We start from the raw sequence: 18,497 nt of genomic DNA, 5'->3' as shown, positions 1-18,497 counted from the left end.
ACGGAAACCAGACAACTACCTGGCCTTTCTCGGCCTGGCATCCGCTCTCTGCTGCTACAAACGGCTCCTCAAACTGACCATGTAGGACACGGTCTAAGTCGTCACCGGCAGTGCCCGCACGATTCATCGTTGGACTCCGTGCTCACGACGCGAGTGAACGTCAGATGCTTGGACGGAAAAGGTCGATGGGGACGGGCCCGCGGAGGGGGATGTCAGTCGACGCAGCCACAGCCGGCGCGTCGGAGACGCGCGGGCGCGACGTCAGCCGACCGGTCGGTAGGGGTATACGCCGTCAGGTCCTTCGCCTCGTCGCTGCACGGGTGCAGGGCCTCGCTCGGTACCCATCGCTGAACCTCGGATGCCTTGTCGGATGCCTTGTCGTCCATCTCTCATGTCCTCCGTCGCAGACCATGCAACCGGTGGCATGGAGGGTGAGGAAGTCACCGCTGGAACGTGTGCTGACAGCCCACCCCACGTCTCCGGAATCCCGCCTAGCCTGGAGTGGTGGACAACCGAGACGAGGTCAAGGCGTTCCTCAGCTCCCGCCGCGCCAAGATCACCCCTGAGCAGGCCGGCCTGCAGCACCACAGCGGCAAGCGGCGGGTGCCAGGACTGCGCCGCAGCGAGGTCGCCGACCTGGCCGGGGTCAGCGTCGAGTACTACGCCCAGCTCGAACGCGGCAACCTCAGCGGCGTCTCCGACAGCGTCCTGGACGCCCTCGCCCGAGCACTACAGCTCGACGAGGCCGAACGGGCACATCTGGCTGCCCTCGCCCGCGCCGCGGGTCCCGCAACCCGCCCCCGTCGCAAGCCCCCCGCACGGCAGGTCCGGCCCAGCGTGGCCCGCCTCCTCGAACTGATGACCGAGGTGCCGGCCTTTGTGAACAACGCGCGCCTCGACGTCCTCGCCGCGAACCCCCTCGCCCAGGCGTTGTACGCGCCGTTCTTCGCCGACCCCGCCCGCCCGGCCAACCATGCCCGTTTCGCCTTCCTCAACCCCCGCGCCCGCGACTTCTGGCTCGACTGGGAACGGATCGCCGACGACACCGTGGCCGTACTGCGCACCGAAGCCGGCCGTGACCCGTACGACAGGGCACTGACCGACCTCATCGGGGAACTGTCCACCCGCAGCGAGGAGTTCCGCGTCCGTTGGGCCGCGCACGACGTGCGCCTGCACCGCACCGGACTGAAACACTTCCACCATCCCGTCGTCGGCGACCTGCACCTGAGCTTCGAGTCCATGGAACTGTCCGCCGACCCCGGCCTGACCCTGACCGCCCTGAGCGCCGAAGCCGGATCACCCCATGACGACGCCCTCCGAGTCCTCGCCAGCTGGGCCGCCACCCACGACCCTGCCGACGCTCCGGCCGAACCGGGCCGCGGGCACAGGCACTGCTGACGTTGCGACTGTCGCGCTGAAGACCCGACAGCAGACGATTCTCCGACGGACATCACTAGGCGCGTCTGCGCTCGCAGGCCGGCCCGTACCGACACGGTCAGGTGGCGGCGTCGGGTGCGGACTGCTGGTGGTTCGTGGCCCAGGAGGCGAGGATGCGCGGCGCGTCATGGGAAGGGGTGCCGGGGCAGGCGGTCAGCACGACGAGTTGCTGCTCGGCGTCGATGCTGGCGGTGAGGGTGTCCCAGCCGAGGGTGAGCGCGCCGCCACATCATCACGCTTTCCTCCTCCGCCGGTCTGATCGGCCAGGAGTTCTGCGTCGCCTACGCCGCCTCCAAGTTCGGCGTCGAGGGCTGGATGGAATCCCTGCGCTACGACGTCGAGCCCTACCACATCCACACCACGGTCGTGGAGCCCGGCTTCTTCCGCACCGAACTCCTCGTGGACGGCTCCACCATCTGGCCCGAGCCGACCATCGACGACTACGCGGAGCGCACCACGGCCACCGTCGCGGCCTTGAAGAGCATGAACGGCCAGCAGACCGGCGACCCCGCCAAGCTCGCCCGCGCCCTGCTCACCATCGCAGGCCAGAGCAAGCCCCTGCAGCGCTTCGTCGCAGGCACCGACGCCATCGAAGGCGTGACGGCCAAGGCCCGGGAACTCCTCGCACAGGCCGAAGCCTCCCGCGAACTCGGCGGCAACCTGGGCTACGACGACACCCACGCCTGAACGCCCCGAGCGGCCACCTGTCACGCTGCCGCGCGAACATCGTTGGCCGGACTCTTCGAAGAAGGCACGAGCGGCGCCTTCGACGGCGGACTCGACTTCGATGCCGTCTGGGCGGGCCGGTCTCGGGCCGCACCCGGCCCGCGCTGGTGTCGTATGAAGCTGGCCACTCAGGTCGGTCAACTTCTCCCAGCGGGCCGGGAGTCCCGGGGTTTTGTTCCGGCAACCGCTCATCCGATCCCCAAAGGCACCTCTCGCCGTCCTCTCCGAACCAGCACTACGATCCCGCCACGTCGTCCGCCGAGCGTGAAGAGGCTTACGAAGACATCTTCGACGTCGAGGACAGACCCGCCCAGCTCGAACCGGCGGGAAGCCGCATCGTTCCATGGGGCACCACCGACAACGGAGAGTGGCTCTTCCGGCGGATCTCCTCTGGCGGATCCTTCCTGGAGAGGAACCCACCGAATCCGCCGTGCTGATCAACGAAGCACGCGGTGACCGCTGGGAGTTCCACGAACTGGGATTCGCCGACTACTGACCGCGGTACTGCAGAGCGAGATCCAGTCCGACATCCTCGCATCGGCGTTTCCCTCCGGCCCGCATGGCTTCCGTAAGTTCACGCACACCCCCTGACGGCCTTGTGCACGGTTGGCGGTGACGCGCCGGGACAGTGATCGTCGATCATGGTTTGCGGGGTGGGGGAGTGGGTGCGGCGGGGCGTGAGTTGGCGGTGCGGCGCCCGGTGACCGTGTGCACACACTGTTGACAAACCGGTGACATGCTTGAAAACTCGCACTGCTCCACCGCATTACATGGACTGGACAGCTCAAATATATGCGGTTCCTTTGCAAGATGACGGCAGGCTTGTCGTCCCGTCCATCTGCGGCCCTGCCGCCCCCCCACGGCAATCACTCTGTCGACCCCCACGGAAACAGAGGACACCATGAAGTCGAAGCAATGGGTACGACGCCTGCTCGGCGGCGTACCCCTGGCCGGTCTGCTCGTCGTCGGGCTGCTGCCCGCCCCCGTCGCCGCGGCCGACACCACCCGCGGGACCGACGGCGCGTTCGCGCGGCCGGCCGCGGCCGAGCGCGGAGCGACGCTTCCGTACGTCGGGTACGAGGCCGAAGCCGGCCAGTACGAGGGCACGTTGCTGGAGGCCGACCCGGAGCGCACCTTCGGGCACACCAACTTCGCCAGCGAGTCGTCCGGGCGTAAGTCGGTACGGCTCAACAGCACAGGCGAATTCGTGGAGTTCACCTCCATCAACGCTGCCAACTCGATCGTCGTGCGCAATTCCATACCCGACGCGCCGGGCGGCGGTGGCATCGATGCCACCGTGAGCCTCTACGCGGACGGCGTCTTTGTGCAGAAGCTGGACCTGTCGTCCAAGCACAGTTGGCTGTACGGCAACACGGACGATCCCGAGTCGCTGACCAACACGCCCCAGGCCGACGCCCGTCGGCTCTTCGACGAGTCGCACGCGCTGCTCGACAAGAGCTATCCGGCGGGCACCACGTTCAAGGTGCAGCGCGACGCGGACGACACCGCGTCGTTCTACATCATCGACCTGATCGATCTGGAGCAGGTGGTGCCCCCGGCGAGCAAGCCGTCCGAGTGCACCTCGATCACGGAGTACGGGGCTGTGCCCGACGACGGGCAGGACGACACGAAGGCCATCCAGGACGCTGTGACGGCGGACCAGAACGGCGACATCGAGTGCGTCTGGATCGGCCCGGGGCAGTGGCGCCAGGAGCAGAAGATCCTGACCGACGACCCGCTCGACCAGGGGCAGTACAACCAGATCGGCATCAGCGATGTGACGGTCCGGGGTGCCGGCATGTGGCACTCGCAGCTCTACACCCTGACCGAGCCGCAGAACGCGGGCGGGATCAACCACCCGCACGAGGGCAACTTCGGTTTCGACATCGACAAGAACACCCAGATCTCCGACATCGCCATCTTCGGCTCGGGCCGTATCCGTGGCGGCGGTGGCGCCGAGGGCGGAGTGGGGCTCAACGGACGCTTCGGCGAGGGCACCAAGATCTCCAACGTGTGGATCGAGCACGCGAATGTGGGGGTATGGGTCGGCCGTGACTACGACAACATCCAGTCGCTGTGGGGCCCGGCCGACGGACTTGAGTTCAGCGGGATGCGGATCCGCGACACATACGCCGACGGCATCAACTTCACCAACGGCACCCGTAATTCGTCGGTGACCAATTCGTCCTTCCGCACCACCGGTGACGACTCGCTGGCCATCTGGGCCAACCGGTATGTGAAGGACCCGGCGGTCGACATCGCGCACGACAACTCGTTCACCAACAACACGATCCAACTGCCCTGGCGTGCCAACGGTGTTGCCATCTACGGCGGCTACGGCAACAAGGTCGAGAACAACCTGATCGCCGACACCGCGAACTACCCGGGCATCATGCTCGCGACCGACCACGACCCGCTGCCCTTCTCCGGCGAGACCCTGCTCGCGGGCAACGCGCTCCACCGCACCGGCGGCGCGTTCTGGGGCGAGGCGCAGGAGTTCGGTGCCATCACGATCTTCCCGGCGAGCCGGGACATCACCGGCGTCACCATCCGGGACACCGAGATCCTGGATTCGACGTACGACGGGATCCAGTTCAAGAACGGTGGCGGCAACGTACCTGACGTCAAGATCAGCAACGTGGAGATCGACAAGTCCAACAACGGCTCGGGCGTGCTCGCGATGGGCGGCGCTCGCGGCAGCGCGACACTGACGGACGTGACGATCACCAACTCGGCGCAGGGCGACGTGCTGATCGAGCCGGGATCGAGCTTCGTGATCACGGGCGGTCCCGGTGCGAAGAAAGTGCCCGAGTAAGCCCGGAGCAGGCTTGATTCGGGAGTAGTGCCGCTCGGCGCCTTCCGTCTGTCCCAGGAGACAGCGGAAGGCGCCGAGTGCGTGAAGCGGGGACCCGCGAGGGTCCAGCCACCCGCTACGACGTAGTCACGAGCGTCATAAGCCCTGAGACCCTCACCGGACGCGATCGGCTCAGAGGCCGGAGATCAAGCTCCGGGGTCACGGTATGACCAGAACATTCATAGGGCTCGATACGGCAAATGGTTCGGGAGACCGTTACACACGGATCTGTGAGAGCCGGGAGGTGAGATCCCGCCCGGCCACTCGGCAGCTCCTGGTGCCACAGCCGGGCGGACGGGCGGGCCCGGATCAGTCCAGAACGATCTCCGGCCGGTAGAGGTCGAACCAGTGGTACAGATCCAGTACGCGTTCCAGCCCGCGCCGGTCGCCGCTCGGCATGGTGACGTCGCGCCCGACCGCCTTGGTCAGCCACGCCCGGTCGATCAGGGTGAACACCGGGTGGCCGTCGTCGGCGAGCACCTCCTTCGCCTGCTGCTGGAGGGCCGCCCCGTACCCCGGGTCCTGGGTGGACGGATACGGGCTCTTCCGCCGGCCCCGCACCGACTCCGGCACCACATCCGCGGTGGCGTGCCGCAACAGGCTCTTCTCCCGGCCGTCGAAGGACTTCAGCGACCAGGGGGTGTTGTACACGTACTCGACCAGCCGGTGGTCACAGAACGGCACCCGCACTTCGAGCCCGACCGCCATCGACACCCGGTCCTTGCGGTCCAGCAGCATCCGGACGAACCGGGTCAGATGGAGATTGCCGATCGTCCGCATCCGCCGCTCGTGGTCACCGTCCCCGGCCACGTGGTCGACCGCCTCGACCGCGGTCGCGTACTGGTCGGCGACATACGTGTCGAGATCGAGGGCACGGCGCAGCTCCGGGCGGAGCGGGGCCGAGCGCCCACTGCTCATCGGGCTCCGGAAGGCGAGCCAGGGGAAGGTCTCCGCCTTCACCGCCTCGGGGTCGTGGAACCAGCGGTATCCGCCGAACACCTCGTCCGAGGACTCGCCTGACAGGGCCACCGTCGACTCCGCCCGGATCGCCTTGAACAGCAGATACAGCGAGGTGTCCGTCTCGCCGAAGCCGACCGGCATGTCGCGCGCGGTGATCACCGCGCGGCGCAGCCCGGGATCGGTCAGCTCGTCCGGGCTGAGGGTGACGATGCGGTGGTCGGAGCCGACGAGGTCCACGACATCGCGGATGTACGGGGTGTCGGGGCTGTCCCAGTTGGCATCGGCCCGGAAGGTCTCCTCGCGGTTGGCGAAGTCCACCGAGAAGGTCCGCAGCCGCTCGCCCCGCTCGGCCAGCCGGGCCGCGGCGAGACCGGTGACCACGCTGGAGTCCAGGCCACCCGAGAGCAGTACGCACTGGGGGACATCGGCGACGAGCTGGCGGTGCACGATGTCGGCCATCAGCGCACCGACCCTGGTGAGCGTCGTCGGCAGGTCGTCGGTGTGCTCCCTGGCCTCCAGCGACCAGTAGGTACGGGTGCGGATGCCCCGCGTGTCGACGGTGACCACAGTGGCCGCCTCGACCTCGTGCATGTCCTTCCACAGCGCCCAGCCGGGAGCCATGGTGAACCCGATCAGCTCGCGCAGACCCGCGGTGTCGACCGCCGCGCGGGCCAGCGGATTGGCGAGGATCGCCTTGGGCTCCGATCCGAACAGGACGCCGTCGGGGGTCGGGTGGTAGTAGAGGGGCTTGACGCCCAGCCGGTCACGGACCATGACCAGCTTGTCCTCACGTTCGTCCCAAATGGCGAACGCGAACATGCCGTTGAGGTGCTCGGGCAGGCGCTCGCCCCACTCCAGATAGCCGAGGAGCACGACCTCGGTGTCGCCGGCGGTCCTGAAGTGGTGTCCCCTGCCCTCCAGTTCGGAGCGCAGCTCGGTGAAGTTGTAGACCTCGCCGGTGTAGACGAGGGTGATCGTGCCGTTGGGCGTCCGCACCTCCATCGGCTGTCGGCCGCCGGCGAGATCGATGACCGCGAGGCGCCGGTGGCCGAGTCCCGCGTGGGGACGGACCCGGACGCCCGAGTCATCCGGCCCTCGGCAGGCCATGGTGGCCGTCATCGTGTCCAGGACGTCATGGCGCGCGGTGAGATCGGAGTCATAGGAGACCCAGCCGGCGATACCGCACATAAGGACTCACTCCTGGTAAAGGGCTCACTTCCGGTGGCGGTGCGGTGGCGCCGGAACGCTGGGAACGCGGCCTCACGAAGTGGCCTCATGAAGTATGGAGAATGAAATGCGCCCGAAAATCGGGAGGCGGTACCCGCCCGCTGGCTGCTTGAAGTTTTTAACACTGTGGCCCTGTGTCTGTCCAGAGTGCGGTTCTTGAGCGGTTCTTGAGGAATTATCCAGGCTTCCGCAGGGCGTCCAGCTGAGGAAAATCGCCAGTTTGGACGGGGATTTCCTCGGGTACTCTCCCTCGCGGATCCGAACGGCGCCACACCGTCTGCGACGTTTGTGATATTGACGTTCTCGACAATCGGTACCTAGCATGGCGGCGGATCTTCATCGGAGGTTTATTTAATTTCCTTGCGATGGTTGGGGTATAGATGGTGGAGAATTCGACCGTCAGTCCTCTCATAAGAGAGAGCGGGCTTCCTTATGAGCGCAGGGGTGCGATTCCGGGGCGGCGGCGGAAAACGCTGGGGCCGGCGGTCAAGGTGATCATCGGGTCCTTGGTGATCGCCGACACACCACGCACCACCGGGGAGAACCTGGAGCACATCCGGATGCTGGCCGGTGCCGTGGGCGAATTCCCGCCGATCGTCGTGCACCGGCCGACCATGCGCGTGGTCGACGGGCTGCACCGGCTGCGCGCCGCCGAACTGCGCAAGCAGGAGTTCATCACCGCCCGGATGTTCGAGGGCGACGAGGCCGAAACGTTCGTCCTCGCCGTCCAGGCGAACCTCGCGGGCGCGCTGCCGCTCTCCGTCGCCGACCGCAAGGCGGCCACGGCGCGCATCGTCGCCTCCCACCCCCAGTGGTCCGACCGATTAATCGCCTCTGTCACCGGGCTGTCCGCGAAGACCGTCGCCGAGGTACGCCGTAAGCAACCCGCCGCCACAACGCGCAGGCCGGACAGCAGGATCGGCCGCGACGGACGCGTACGGCCCGTCGACGCGGGGGAGAAGCGCCGGCTCGCCTCCGAACTGATCACGCGCAACCCGGAACTGTCGCTCCGTCAGATCGCCAAGGCCGTGGGCATCTCGCCCGAGACCGCCCGGTCCGTCCGCAACCGCGTCCTGCGCGACGAGGATCCGCCCGAGAGGGAACCCGGCGATGCCGGACGGACCGCCGGGCCACCCCCGCGGTCCGGTCCCGACGACGCGCACACCCGCACCGGGTCCGGCGAGGAACCGCAGGACCGCGCCGCGGTGATCCAGCGCCTGCGTACCGACCCCTCGCTCCGCTACAGCGAGAGCGGGCGCACCCTGCTGCGCCTGATGGAGGCCCACACCCTCAGCGGTGAGACGTGGGCGACCCTCGCCAACTGCGTCCCCGCCCACCGCCGGCATGCCGTCGCCGGCGCCGCGATGGAGTACGCCAGGGGCTGGCGGGCGCTCGCCGAGCAACTGGCGCGGAACACCCCCCACTCCATATAGCGCCCCCACACACACACCAGCGGCCGCCCCTGTCGACAGTGCGCCACAACCTTCCCCGGACGGGATCCATCCCCTCGCCAAGGAGAGAACCAATCATGTCCGGCATTCCCCGCATAGCGTCGTACTCCTTACCCACCGCCGCCGGTCTCCCGGCCAACTCGGCACGCTGGGCCGCCGCCCCTCATCGTGCCGTGCTGCTGGTCCATGACATGCAGCGGTACTTCCTGCGGCCGTTCCCCAAGCCGCTGCGGGAGGAACTGTTGCGCAACGCGGCCTCGCTGCGCGACCGCTGCCGCGCGCTGGGGGTGCCGGTCGCGTACACCGCGCAGCCCGGCGGTATGACCGACGAACAGCGCGGCCTCCTCAAGGACTTCTGGGGCCCGGGGATGCGCACCGACCCCGCCGACCGGCAGGTGGTGGAGCCGCTGGCGCCCGGTCCCGACGACCGGCAGTTCACCAAATGGCGCTACAGCGCCTTCCACCGCTCCGACCTGCTCGACTGGATGCGCGCGCGGAATCGCGATCAGCTCGTCATCTGCGGGGTGTACGGGCATGTGGGCGTCCTGGCCAGCGCGGTCGAGGCGTTCACCAACGACATCGAGCCGTTCGTGGTGGCCGACGCCATCGGGGACTTCTCCCGGCGCCACCACCGGATGGCGATGGAGTACGCGGCGGAGCGCTGCGCCATGGTGGTCACCCATAGACAGGTTCTGGCATGAGCGGGGATCCGCTGGCCGAGGTGCTGGCCGCGAAGCCGCCGCCCTTCGCGCTGCTCCACCGCCCGGAGACGACCGGCCCCGACCGGCTGGACGTCCTGCTCGGGGACCTCTCGGAGCCGGACTCCCTCGCCGGCGTTCCCGTACCGGAGGACTCCGCCGGTGACGGCCAGGACGTTCTCGTGATCATTCCCTACCGGCAGATCGCCGAACGGGGCTTCGCCGCCGTCGACGACGGGTCCCCGCTGCTCGCGCTGCGGGTGACGGACCAGACCGTGGTACCGCTGGCCGAGGCGCTGGCGCGGATCCCCGAGGTCCCGATCCGCACGGCGAACGGCCGGTTCGATGTCGCCGACGACGATTACGCGGAGATCGTCCGCAGGGTCGTCACCGAGGAGATCGGCAGCGGCGAGGGCGCCAACTTCGTCATCAAGCGTTCGTTCGTCACCGAGATCGAGGGGTACGGTCCCGCCGCCGCGCTGGCGTTCTTCCGGCGGCTCTGCGAGCGGGAGTCGGGCGCGTACTGGACATTCATCGCGCACACCGGCACCCGCACCCTCGTCGGTGCCACCCCCGAGCGGCACATCAGCCTGCGCGCGGGCACGGTGGTGATGAACCCGGTCAGCGGCACCTACCGCTATCCGCCGGGCGGGCCCGTGCTCTCCGACGTCCTGGAGTTCCTCTCCGACGAGAAGGAGAGCGACGAGCTGTACATGGTGCTGGACGAAGAGCTGAAGATGATGGCCCGCATCTGCGACACCGGCGGGCGGGTCGTGGGGCCGCGGCTCAAGGAGATGGCCCGGCTCGCGCACACCGAGTACCTCATCGAGGGCCGCTCCGGCCGGGAGCCGCAGGAGATCCTCCGCGAGACCCTGTTCGCGCCGACGGTCACCGGGAGCCCGCTGGAGAGCGCGTGCCGGGTGATCGGCCGGTACGAGCCGGGCGGGCGCGGCTACTACAGCGGTGTCATGGCCCTGATCGGCCGGGCGGGCGGCCGGCGGTCCCTGGACTCGGCCATCCTGATCCGTACCGCGGACATCGACCACGCCGGGCGGGTGAGCATCGGGGCGGGCGCCACCCTCGTACGGCATTCCGATCCGCTCTCCGAGGCGGCCGAGACGACGGCGAAGGCGGCGGGTCTGCTCTCCGCGCTGGAAGGCGTCCGGCAGGAGCGCGCCGAGCGGGCGGTACGGGAGGAGGGGGCGGTACGGGAGGAGCCGGCGGTACGGGAGGAGCGGGCGGTACGGGAGGAGCGGGCGGTACGGGAGGAGCGGGCGGTACGGGAGGAGCCGGCCGGGCGGGCTCGGTTCGGGGACCATCCGGCCGTGCGGTCGGCCCTGGAGAGCCGGAACGAGGACCTCGCGGGGTTCTGGCTCGCCGGGGACGGAGCGCCCCGCGAGCAGAGGAAGCCGGTGCCCGGCCTGGCCGGGCGGAGTGTCCTCGTCATCGACGCCGAGGACACCTTCACCGCGATGATCGCCCATCAGCTCCGCTCCCTGGGCACCCGGGTGACCGCCCGCCGCTTCGACGAGCCGTACTCCCTCGACGCCCACGACCTGGTCGTGATGGGCCCGGGGCCCGGCGACCCCAATGACACCGGCGACCCCCGGATCGCCCATCTCCACACCGCGATCGGCACCCTGCTGGCCCGGCGGCTCCCCTTCCTCGGGGTCTGCCTCAGCCATCAGGTGCTCAGCCGCCGCCTCGGTCTGGAGGTGGTGCGCTGTGAGGTCTGCAACCAGGGCACCCGGCGAGAGATCGATCTCTTCGGCACCCACGTGCTCGCCGGTTTCTACAACGCCTTCGCCGCTCGCTGCGGCCAGGACGCTTTCCACCACCCCGAGTTCGGGCCCGTCGAGGTCAGCCGGGACGCCGGAAGCGGCGAGGTGCACGCCCTGCGCGGACCGCACTTCGTCTCGATGCAGTTCCACGCCGAATCGGTGCTGACCCGCGACGGGCGGCACATCTGGGCCACACATATGGAAGAGGTGCTACGCGCGTGATCGTCACCATCGCCTGGTGGGACCTGACCGAATCCGAACAGAGCATCGACTCGCTGCGGGAGTATCTGCGCGACGAGGGGGTGCCGCCCTGGACCTCGGTCAAGGGGCTGCGCCTGAAGTTCTGGATCTCCGACCGCCCGGGCAACCGCTGGGGCGCCGTCATGCTGTGGGAGTCGGCCGAGGCCCGCGACCAGCAGCGGCTGCCACCGCACCGGGCCGCCGAGCTGATCGGCTATCCGCCCACCGAACGCGTCCGGTTCGAGGTCGAGGCCATGGTCGAGGGCGCGTACGGTTCGGCCGCGCTGTCCGGCCTCGGCCTGGTCTACGACCCCTCCTGACCCCGCCCCCCGTCCCCGCCTTGAGGGAGAAGACATGCCGGAAGACAATCCACTGACCTTCGCCGGATCCGTCGATCTGGAGCTGGCCGAGTTCGACGAGCCGCCCGCCGATCCGGTCGCGCTGTTCCGCGACTGGTTCAAGACCGCACAGGAACTGGGCGTACGGGAACCGGGAGCGCTGGCGCTGGCGACCGCCGACACCGCGGGCCGGGCGTCGAACCGTACCGTCCAGACCATCGCCCTCACCGCCGAGGGCCTGGTCTTCACCAGCCACGCCACCAGCCCCAAGGGCCAGGACATCGCGGCCACCGGCTGGGCCTCCGGGGTGTGGTACTGGCGCGAGACCAGGCAGCAGGTCGTCGTCACCGGGCCCACCTCGCGCCTCCCCGACAGCGAGTCCGACGCACTGTGGCACGCCCGCCCCGCGGTCACCCATCCAATGTCGGCGGTGGCCCGGCAGAGCGAACCGTTGGGGGACGAGGAGGCGCTGCGGGAGAGGGCGCGGGTCCTCGCGGAGAGCGGGGAGCGACTGCCGCGGCCGGAGGCCTGGGCCGGCTATCTGCTCAGGCCGTCCGCCGTGGAGTTCTGGCACGGCAGCGCGGACCGGCTGCACAGGCGCCTGCGGTACGACCGTACCCGCGACGGCTGGACCGCCGGCCGGCTGCAACCGTGACCGTACGATCCGGCCGTCCCGGCCTGTCCGGTATCAGAGCTGGAACGTTCCCCGGGCGACGATGACCGCCGAGCCCGCCACCTCCACCCTGTCGACCCGCTGACCGGCACCTTCGGCGGTGGCGAGCATCGTGGAGGGGCGGCCCATCTCGACGCCCTGGCGGATCTCGATCCGCTGCCCGAACGGGATCAGCCCGTACCGCGCCAGGTGGATGGCGAGCGGCCCGGCGGCCGAGCCCGTCGCCGCGTCCTCGGCGACCCCGTACGCGGGCGAGAACATCCGCGCCCGCCACTGGCTCCCCTCGCCCGCGAAGCAGTTGGCCGCCATGTCCGAGTGCCGCGCCAGGGCCCGGAGATCGGGCGCCACGTCGGACAGCGCCGCCACACTCTCCAGCCCGACGAACACATGGCGCGGCCCGTTGCGGTAGACCTCCACCGGCAGGACGGAGGACTTCACCCCGAGCGCGGCCAGCAGTTCGCCGGCCTCCTCGTACGGCTCCCAGACCGGGATGGGCTGCCGCATCCTGGCCGAGCGGATCGCACCGTCCGGGCCGCGCTCGAAGGTGAACGGAACGGTGCTCTCGGCGGTTTCCATGATGAGCCGGTCGTCCCGGGTGGCGGTGCCCAGCACGATCGCGGTGCCCAGCGTCGGATGGCCGGCGAACGGCAGCTCGTTCACCGGAGTGAAGATACGCACCCGTACATCACCGCCGTCCCGCGGCGGAAGAACGAAAGTCGTCTCCGAGAGATTCAACTCCCGGGCCAGACGCTGCATGTCACCGGCGGACAGGTCCGAGGCGTCCAGGAAGACGGCCACCGGATTTCCCGAAAGAGGCTTGTCGGTGAAAACATCGGCGACTACGTATTCATGCATTCCTGAAAAATATCGGGCGATCGGTCCGGGCGGCAATGAATCCCCGGTGTCCAAGTGCGGAAGACGGGCCGGGTGTCCAACGGAGGGGAATCCCAGGTTGGACACCGGGCGGTCCGTATAAGGTTTTCCGGAGCGGCCGGGTGCGTTACCGGCCCTGCCAGCCATCGTCTCCCGAGGAGTCCGCAATGGCCGAAGCCGCCGTGAACAAACCGGTGTCCGACGACGATACGGAACTCAGGCGCCGCAACCGGGCCGTAGTCGAGGATTACATGAGCAGGACCGGTGAGGGCCGGCTGACCCGCTATCAGCTCTTCACCGAGGAAGGCAGCGGCGGCCTTTACACCGCTGACACCGAGGAACCGATCGTCTCGCGCGGCCGTGGCAAGCTGAAGGCGCACGGAGAATGGTCGCTGCAATGCTTCCCCGACTGGGTCTGGTACAACGTGGAGATCTACGAGACCCAGGATCCCAACCGGTTCTGGGTCGAGTGCGACGGCAAGGGCGCGATCCTCTTCCCTGGTTATCCGCCGGGGCACTACGAGAACCACTTCATCCACTCGTTCCTGCTGGACGACGGAAAGATCGTGCAGAATCGCGAGTTCATGAACCCGTACAACCAGCTCCGCGCGCTGGGCATTGACATTCCGGTGATCCAGCGGGGCGGCATTCCCACCTGAGCCCGTCGGAACCCGGTTCCCGCGACATCCTGGAGTGTGCCCAGTGAAAGCCGACCTGACGGCGGCCCAAGAAGTCATCGAGCTGATCACCGGGGGATGGCGCGCCCAGGCCGTCCACACCGCCGCGAAGCTCGGCCTGCCCGACCACATCGAAGCCGGCCGTGCGACCAGCGCTGAACTCGCCCGAGCGACCGGCGCCGAGGAGGAGGGCATCCGCCGTCTGATGCGTCTGCTGGTGGCGATGGGTGTGTTCGAGGGGGACCACCGGAGCGGGTATCTCAACACCCCGGTGTCCGCGGCACTCATGGACCGGCCCGGGACGATGCGGGACATGTGCCTGCTCTATGGCGAGGAGTTCTACGCCGCCTGGGGCCGTGCCGCGGAGTGCTTCACCACCCTGACCGCGGGCTTCGAACTCGCCTACGGCCAGGCCCTGTACCCGTATCTCGACGGGCACAAGGACATGGCCGACCGGTTCCAGCGGACCATGAACGCCGGCAATCTCTTCTTCGACCACGTCCCGGACGCCTTCGACTTCTCCGGCGGCAAGACGATCGTCGACTGCGGCGGCGGCAACGGCCACTTGCTGTCGGTGATCCTCCGGGCCGCCCCCGACGCCCGTGGCAAGCTCATCGACCGCGACCATGTCATACCCATCGCGCGGGAGTACCTCTCCCGCGAGATAGGCCTGGACCGGGTCGAACTGCATGGCGGGGACATGTTCAAGGCCGTTCCCGAGGGCGGCGACGTCTATCTGTTCTGCCGGGTCCTCGCCGGATGGACGGACGACGACGCCGTCGAGGCATTCCGGCTCTGCCGGGAGGCGATGACCGGCCCCGACGCCCGGCTGCTCGTTCTCGACCGGATCGTGACCGACGAGCACTCCACGGTGCTGCCCGCGCTGTGGGACCTGCACCTGCTGATGACCAATGGGGGCAGGCACCGCTCCGGCGACCTGTTCAGGTCCCTGCTCGACCGGGCCGGGTTCGACGTCGAGCGCATCGCGACACTCCCCATGGAGACCACCGCGCTGATCGCCGCGCCCCGCGTTTGAGGCCACGAGAGGGGGCCGGAGTCCTCCAAGGCGATCAGGCCGGCCAGGCCGGCCAGGCTGAGCAGCACGACCACGAGCCTTGTCCGCGCGGGCTGTTCGTGTTCGCGGTGATCGAGCACGGGGCGCTTGAGCCGGCCCGGCCGAGTGTCAGTGCCGGCCGGCGGGTGTGACTGCCACGCGTCGGTCCATGAGGTGCTCGATCCGCTCTCCGAAGAGCTGGCCGGACGAATCGTGGTCGATGTGACCACGACGTCACCCGCTCAGTCACGGGAGTTGGCCCACTGGGCCGCCCAAGCCGGGGTCGCGTATCTGGACGGCGGCATCATGGCCGTACCGCACATGATCGGCCAGCCTGGGGCATCGATCCTCTACAGCGGTTCGGCCGATGTCTTCGATCAGTACAAGCCGCTGCTCGACCTGCGGGGAACCAGTACCTACGTCGGTGAGGACGCCGGGCCGGCGTCCCTGTACGACCGCGCCCTGCTCGCGGGCATGTACGTCATGTTCGCCGGATTCATGCACGGCGCCGCCATGGTCGCGCCGGCCGGCGTGACGGCCGGCGTGACGGCGGGCGAGTTCGCCGCCAAGGCCACACCATGGCTGATCGCCGTCGACGGTGATCGAGGCTCCTGACGCGTCGAACGGCTCGGCGACGACCAGGTCCGGAGCCCCACGTGGTGGCCTGCTCGATGCTCTCCTCGACGGCGAGGCCGACACGGGAGCCGCCGAAGATCTCACCGATGGTCGGGGGCTCGGATGGAACACGTCGGCACCGGTACGGCGGCCCGCGCCCTGGGAGAACACCTCCGGCATCACGCCCGTGGCCAGGAACTCCACCTCCGGAGGGAGTCCCTCGCCGGCCGCGGCCCGGAACCCCGCGCTCGACAGCAGCCCCACGGAATGGCCGGCACCGACCGCCGCCCGCGTTCCTTCCGGTCAGGCCGCGCGGTACCGGGGAGTGAATTCATCCTCGATGAACCGTTCGATGGAGGTGGGGGTGGAGGTGCGGGCCGTACGCGGCTGCTCCATGCGGGTGTGCCGGGAGTTAACGGCTTCGCCGACCTCGACCATCATGTCCGCGACGTTGGCTGACACGCCCTTGCCGCGGAGTGCCGCGTGGAAGTCGGCGCGGCTGGTCTGCTCGTACGTGAAGTCGTCCGCACCCACGGCGGTTCCGATCACGCCCGCCGCTTCCCGCATGCTCACGTCGCGTTCGCCCTGGAGTTCCAGGATCTCCGTACCGTGCCAGGCCCCGGTGGCGAGCTCCTCGCCGGCTCGGGCCCCGATGTCGCGGGTGCAGACGAAGGGCAGGGGAAGGCCGGGCTCGAAGGGGGCGCTGATGCGGTGGTGGGTCCTGGCCGTGCCGGCGTGGTCCAGCAAGTTCTCCATGAAGTAGCCGGCCCGCAGCCACAACGTGTCGACACCGGGGACGGCCGAGAGACGCTGCTCGAAGCGGTGGAGCCCCTTGACCGGACCTGTGCCTTCGGCGTGTCCGGCTCCCCAGCTGCTGAGCCCGACGACGCGGGTCACACCCGACTCGGTGACCGCCTGGGTCAGGGAGGCGGCCACCTGGTCCTGGAAGCCGCCGAAGTCGGGGTGATCGGGGAGGTAGTTGGGCTGGATCACCGCGTAGACGCCGTCCGCGCCACGCAGGGCTTCCGCCAGCGCGGCCGGGTCACTCGGGTCGGCCTCCCACACCTCGGCGCCCCACGCGGCGAGATCGGCGAGCCGCCGGGTGGAACGACCGACGGCGCGGACGCGGTACCCGCCCGCGAGCAGGTGCGTGGCGGCGGCCCGTCCGGTGCGGCCGCCGGCGCCGGTAATGACGAACATCGACGTATCTCTTTTCCTTGGCGTTCTGTACTGGCGCCGGGGAAGCCAGTGGCACATCACACGGCGCCCTGATGCCTTTCCCGGATACGGGCAGAGGAGGCGAGGCCGTGGCCCGGCCGATATCCGGACCTCTCGGTCGGCGTTCGACACGCTAGCCACCCGGCGAACCGGGCGGGTAGGAGTGACGCACCCACCCCGGAAGCCCAGGCGTGCCGGTCGGGACCCGGCCGGAGCCTCTCGCTCCGAGGGCCCCGCACACGTCGTCCGGGCGGACGTGGTGCCGCACGCCCGCCTCCGCACCCCGGCGAACGCCTCGTCCTTAGGCTGGTGGCATGAGGGTTTCACGAGGGCACGGCGGAGGCGAACCACTGGCGGCCTTCCTGCGCGCCAGACGGAATCGGGTGCGGCCCGAACAGCACCGGCTGGCCGCGGGGGCGCCGCGGCGCGTACCGGGGCTGCGGCGGGACGAAGTGGCGTTCCTGGCCGGGATCAGCACCGACTACTACGTGCGCCTCGAACAGGGGAGGGAACGCAGGCCCTCCCCCGCGGTGGTGGTGGGCCTGTGCAAGGCGCTGCTGCTGGACGCCGTGGCGGAGCGTTACCTGCGCGAACTCTCCGATACGGGTGCTGCCGCGGGCGGTGAGGCGCCCCGCATGGGCATGGATCGCCTGGAGGCCGTGCGCCGGCTGCTCGGCTCCATGACGGTGCCCGCCCTGCTGGTGAACCGAAGGCTCGACATCGTGGACAGCAACACACTCGGCGATCTTCTCCACGAGGGGTTGGAGCCCCGGGACAATTACGCCCGCCTGGTGTTCCTCGCGCCCGGGGCACAGTCGTTCTTCCCTCAGTGGCCCGAGCTTGCCCGCTGCATGGTGGCGGCCCTACGCGCACAGGCCGGCTCCGGGGCGGGGGCGGCCCGGGTGACGCGTCTCGTGGAGGAACTGGCCGCCGGCAGCGATGTCTTCAGATCCGCCTGGAGCGAGCACCACCTCTACGAGAAGGCCATCGACCACAAGATCTTCCGACACCCGAGGCTCGGATCGCTCGCACTCGACCAGCACGTCCTGGAACTTCCGGCAAGCGAAGGCCACAAGATCTGGGCCTTCCACCCGGCGGACGAAGCGACCTCCAACGCCCTGCTCGGCCTGATACCCCCGGCACCGCCCTTCAGCCGCCCGGACCCGGAAGCCGTGGAGCCCGCGGGGTGACACGGGCAGCCGCGGGCCGAGCCGCGAGCGCGAGGACCAGGCCGCCGGCGGCGCTCGTCCGTGCGACCGGCTGCCCATGGCGACCTGGGGTCACGCCCGCGGCCGAAGTACATGGGGGCGACGTCCGCACAGGGGCGCCTACGGCGGGGCGTCGGGCTGTCAGGTGCCCGGCATGTCGGGGAGGAGCGGTCCGGGTATCCCGCTCGGTGACTCTCCCGTCTCGGGTGAACTGGGCTCGGCTCCTGGTCCGGGGGTAGTCGTCTCGCTGCCGGGATCGGTCGGCTCCGACTCCGCGGGGGGCGACGGTGTGTCGCTGGGCGTCTCGGATTCGCTGGGCGTCTCCGACGGCGTCTCCTTTGGTGTGTAGCTCGGCTGGTGGCCGTCGCCGGGGGAGGTGTCGGGCTCCGTGGTGTCCTCGTCCTGGGAGTCCGAGGGGGAGGGCGAGTCGCTCGGTGTGGACTCGCTCGTGCTGCTCGACGGTTTGT

The 18,497-nt window shown here is 69.2% G+C and carries 17 protein-coding genes; 14 read left to right on the top strand and 3 right to left on the bottom strand.

What is annotated here, in order from left to right; genetic code table 11:
- Positions 1-504 precede the first annotated feature (504 nt).
- From ACZ7LS_RS36660 to ACZ7LS_RS36645, 4 genes are all read left to right on the top strand, one after another.
- Positions 505-1,398, top strand: a complete 894-nt coding sequence (locus tag ACZ7LS_RS36660) for a helix-turn-helix domain-containing protein (RefSeq protein WP_382874248.1) — start codon at positions 505-507, stop codon at positions 1,396-1,398.
- Between the two features lie 267 nt (positions 1,399-1,665).
- On the top strand, positions 1,666-2,124 hold the full coding sequence (locus tag ACZ7LS_RS36655) for an SDR family NAD(P)-dependent oxidoreductase (RefSeq protein ID WP_471066460.1): 459 nt from the start codon (positions 1,666-1,668) through the stop codon (positions 2,122-2,124).
- Between the two features lie 406 nt (positions 2,125-2,530).
- Positions 2,531-2,659, top strand: coding sequence for a hypothetical protein (locus ACZ7LS_RS36650; RefSeq protein ID WP_385137267.1), 129 nt, complete (start codon positions 2,531-2,533; stop codon positions 2,657-2,659).
- A gap of 405 nt (positions 2,660-3,064) precedes the next feature.
- On the top strand, positions 3,065-4,978 hold the full coding sequence (locus ACZ7LS_RS36645) for a glycosyl hydrolase family 28-related protein (RefSeq protein WP_382874246.1): 1,914 nt from the start codon (positions 3,065-3,067) through the stop codon (positions 4,976-4,978).
- Between the two features lie 348 nt (positions 4,979-5,326).
- On the opposite strand, the gene asnB is transcribed toward ACZ7LS_RS36645, so the two are convergent.
- Positions 5,327-7,165, bottom strand: a complete 1,839-nt coding sequence (gene asnB, locus ACZ7LS_RS36640; protein WP_385137269.1) for an asparagine synthase (glutamine-hydrolyzing) — start codon at positions 7,163-7,165, stop codon at positions 5,327-5,329.
- 548 nt (positions 7,166-7,713) lie between these two features.
- Here asnB and ACZ7LS_RS36635 point away from each other — a divergent pair.
- The 5 genes from ACZ7LS_RS36635 (at position 7,714) to phzG (ending at position 12,367) form a co-directional block, all read left to right on the top strand.
- Positions 7,714-8,637 (top strand): streptomycin biosynthesis protein, encoded by a 924-nt coding sequence (locus tag ACZ7LS_RS36635; RefSeq protein WP_382670880.1) that lies wholly within the window; start codon positions 7,714-7,716, stop codon positions 8,635-8,637.
- 95 nt (positions 8,638-8,732) lie between these two features.
- Positions 8,733-9,356 (top strand): isochorismatase family protein, encoded by a 624-nt coding sequence (locus tag ACZ7LS_RS36630; RefSeq protein WP_385137270.1) that lies wholly within the window; start codon positions 8,733-8,735, stop codon positions 9,354-9,356.
- Positions 9,353-11,356: an anthranilate synthase family protein gene (locus ACZ7LS_RS36625; RefSeq protein ID WP_385137272.1), complete on the top strand. Its 2,004-nt coding sequence runs from the start codon at positions 9,353-9,355 to the stop codon at positions 11,354-11,356. The genes ACZ7LS_RS36630 and ACZ7LS_RS36625 overlap by 4 nt, the downstream gene beginning before the upstream one ends.
- Positions 11,353-11,694: a hypothetical protein gene (locus tag ACZ7LS_RS36620; protein WP_385137274.1), complete on the top strand. Its 342-nt coding sequence runs from the start codon at positions 11,353-11,355 to the stop codon at positions 11,692-11,694. The genes ACZ7LS_RS36625 and ACZ7LS_RS36620 overlap by 4 nt, the downstream gene beginning before the upstream one ends.
- Before the next feature lie 34 nt (positions 11,695-11,728).
- On the top strand, positions 11,729-12,367 hold the full coding sequence (gene phzG / locus ACZ7LS_RS36615; protein ID WP_385137276.1) for a phenazine biosynthesis FMN-dependent oxidase PhzG: 639 nt from the start codon (positions 11,729-11,731) through the stop codon (positions 12,365-12,367).
- Positions 12,368-12,400: 33 nt separating this feature from the next.
- Here the strand turns inward: phzG and ACZ7LS_RS36610 are convergent, their stop codons facing one another.
- Positions 12,401-13,240 (bottom strand): PhzF family phenazine biosynthesis protein, encoded by an 840-nt coding sequence (locus ACZ7LS_RS36610; RefSeq protein ID WP_382877553.1) that lies wholly within the window; start codon positions 13,238-13,240, stop codon positions 12,401-12,403.
- A 185-nt stretch (positions 13,241-13,425) separates the two neighbouring features.
- Here ACZ7LS_RS36610 and ACZ7LS_RS36605 point away from each other — a divergent pair, with 185 nt between their 5' ends.
- The 3 genes from ACZ7LS_RS36605 (at position 13,426) to ACZ7LS_RS36595 (ending at position 15,604) form a co-directional block, all read left to right on the top strand.
- On the top strand, positions 13,426-13,917 hold the full coding sequence (locus ACZ7LS_RS36605; protein WP_382530318.1) for a PhzA/PhzB family protein: 492 nt from the start codon (positions 13,426-13,428) through the stop codon (positions 13,915-13,917).
- Between the two features lie 43 nt (positions 13,918-13,960).
- Positions 13,961-14,971, top strand: coding sequence for a methyltransferase (locus ACZ7LS_RS36600; protein WP_382530316.1), 1,011 nt, complete (start codon positions 13,961-13,963; stop codon positions 14,969-14,971).
- 192 nt (positions 14,972-15,163) lie between these two features.
- On the top strand, positions 15,164-15,604 hold the full coding sequence (locus ACZ7LS_RS36595; RefSeq protein ID WP_385137279.1) for an imine reductase family protein: 441 nt from the start codon (positions 15,164-15,166) through the stop codon (positions 15,602-15,604).
- A 303-nt stretch (positions 15,605-15,907) separates the two neighbouring features.
- Here the strand turns inward: ACZ7LS_RS36595 and ACZ7LS_RS36590 are convergent, their stop codons facing one another.
- A complete protein-coding gene (locus tag ACZ7LS_RS36590; RefSeq protein ID WP_385137281.1) occupies positions 15,908-16,804 on the bottom strand; it encodes an NAD(P)H-binding protein in 897 nt (298 codons plus the stop codon).
- 332 nt (positions 16,805-17,136) lie between these two features.
- On the opposite strand from ACZ7LS_RS36590, the gene ACZ7LS_RS36585 reads away from it, so the two are divergent.
- Both ACZ7LS_RS36585 and ACZ7LS_RS36580 read left to right on the top strand, forming a co-directional pair.
- Positions 17,137-18,012 carry a helix-turn-helix domain-containing protein gene (locus ACZ7LS_RS36585; RefSeq protein ID WP_385137283.1) on the top strand — a complete coding sequence of 292 codons (876 nt, stop codon included), beginning with the start codon at positions 17,137-17,139 and terminating at the stop codon, positions 18,010-18,012.
- Positions 18,013-18,184: 172 nt separating this feature from the next.
- Positions 18,185-18,379 (top strand): hypothetical protein, encoded by a 195-nt coding sequence (locus ACZ7LS_RS36580; protein ID WP_382970429.1) that lies wholly within the window; start codon positions 18,185-18,187, stop codon positions 18,377-18,379.
- The last annotated feature ends 118 nt before the right edge of the window (positions 18,380-18,497 follow it).

This window comes from Streptomyces sp. NPDC039430 (assembly GCF_055639435.1).
Note: the sequence above shows the minus strand (reverse complement) of the source record. Positions and strands in the feature narration are given on the sequence as shown.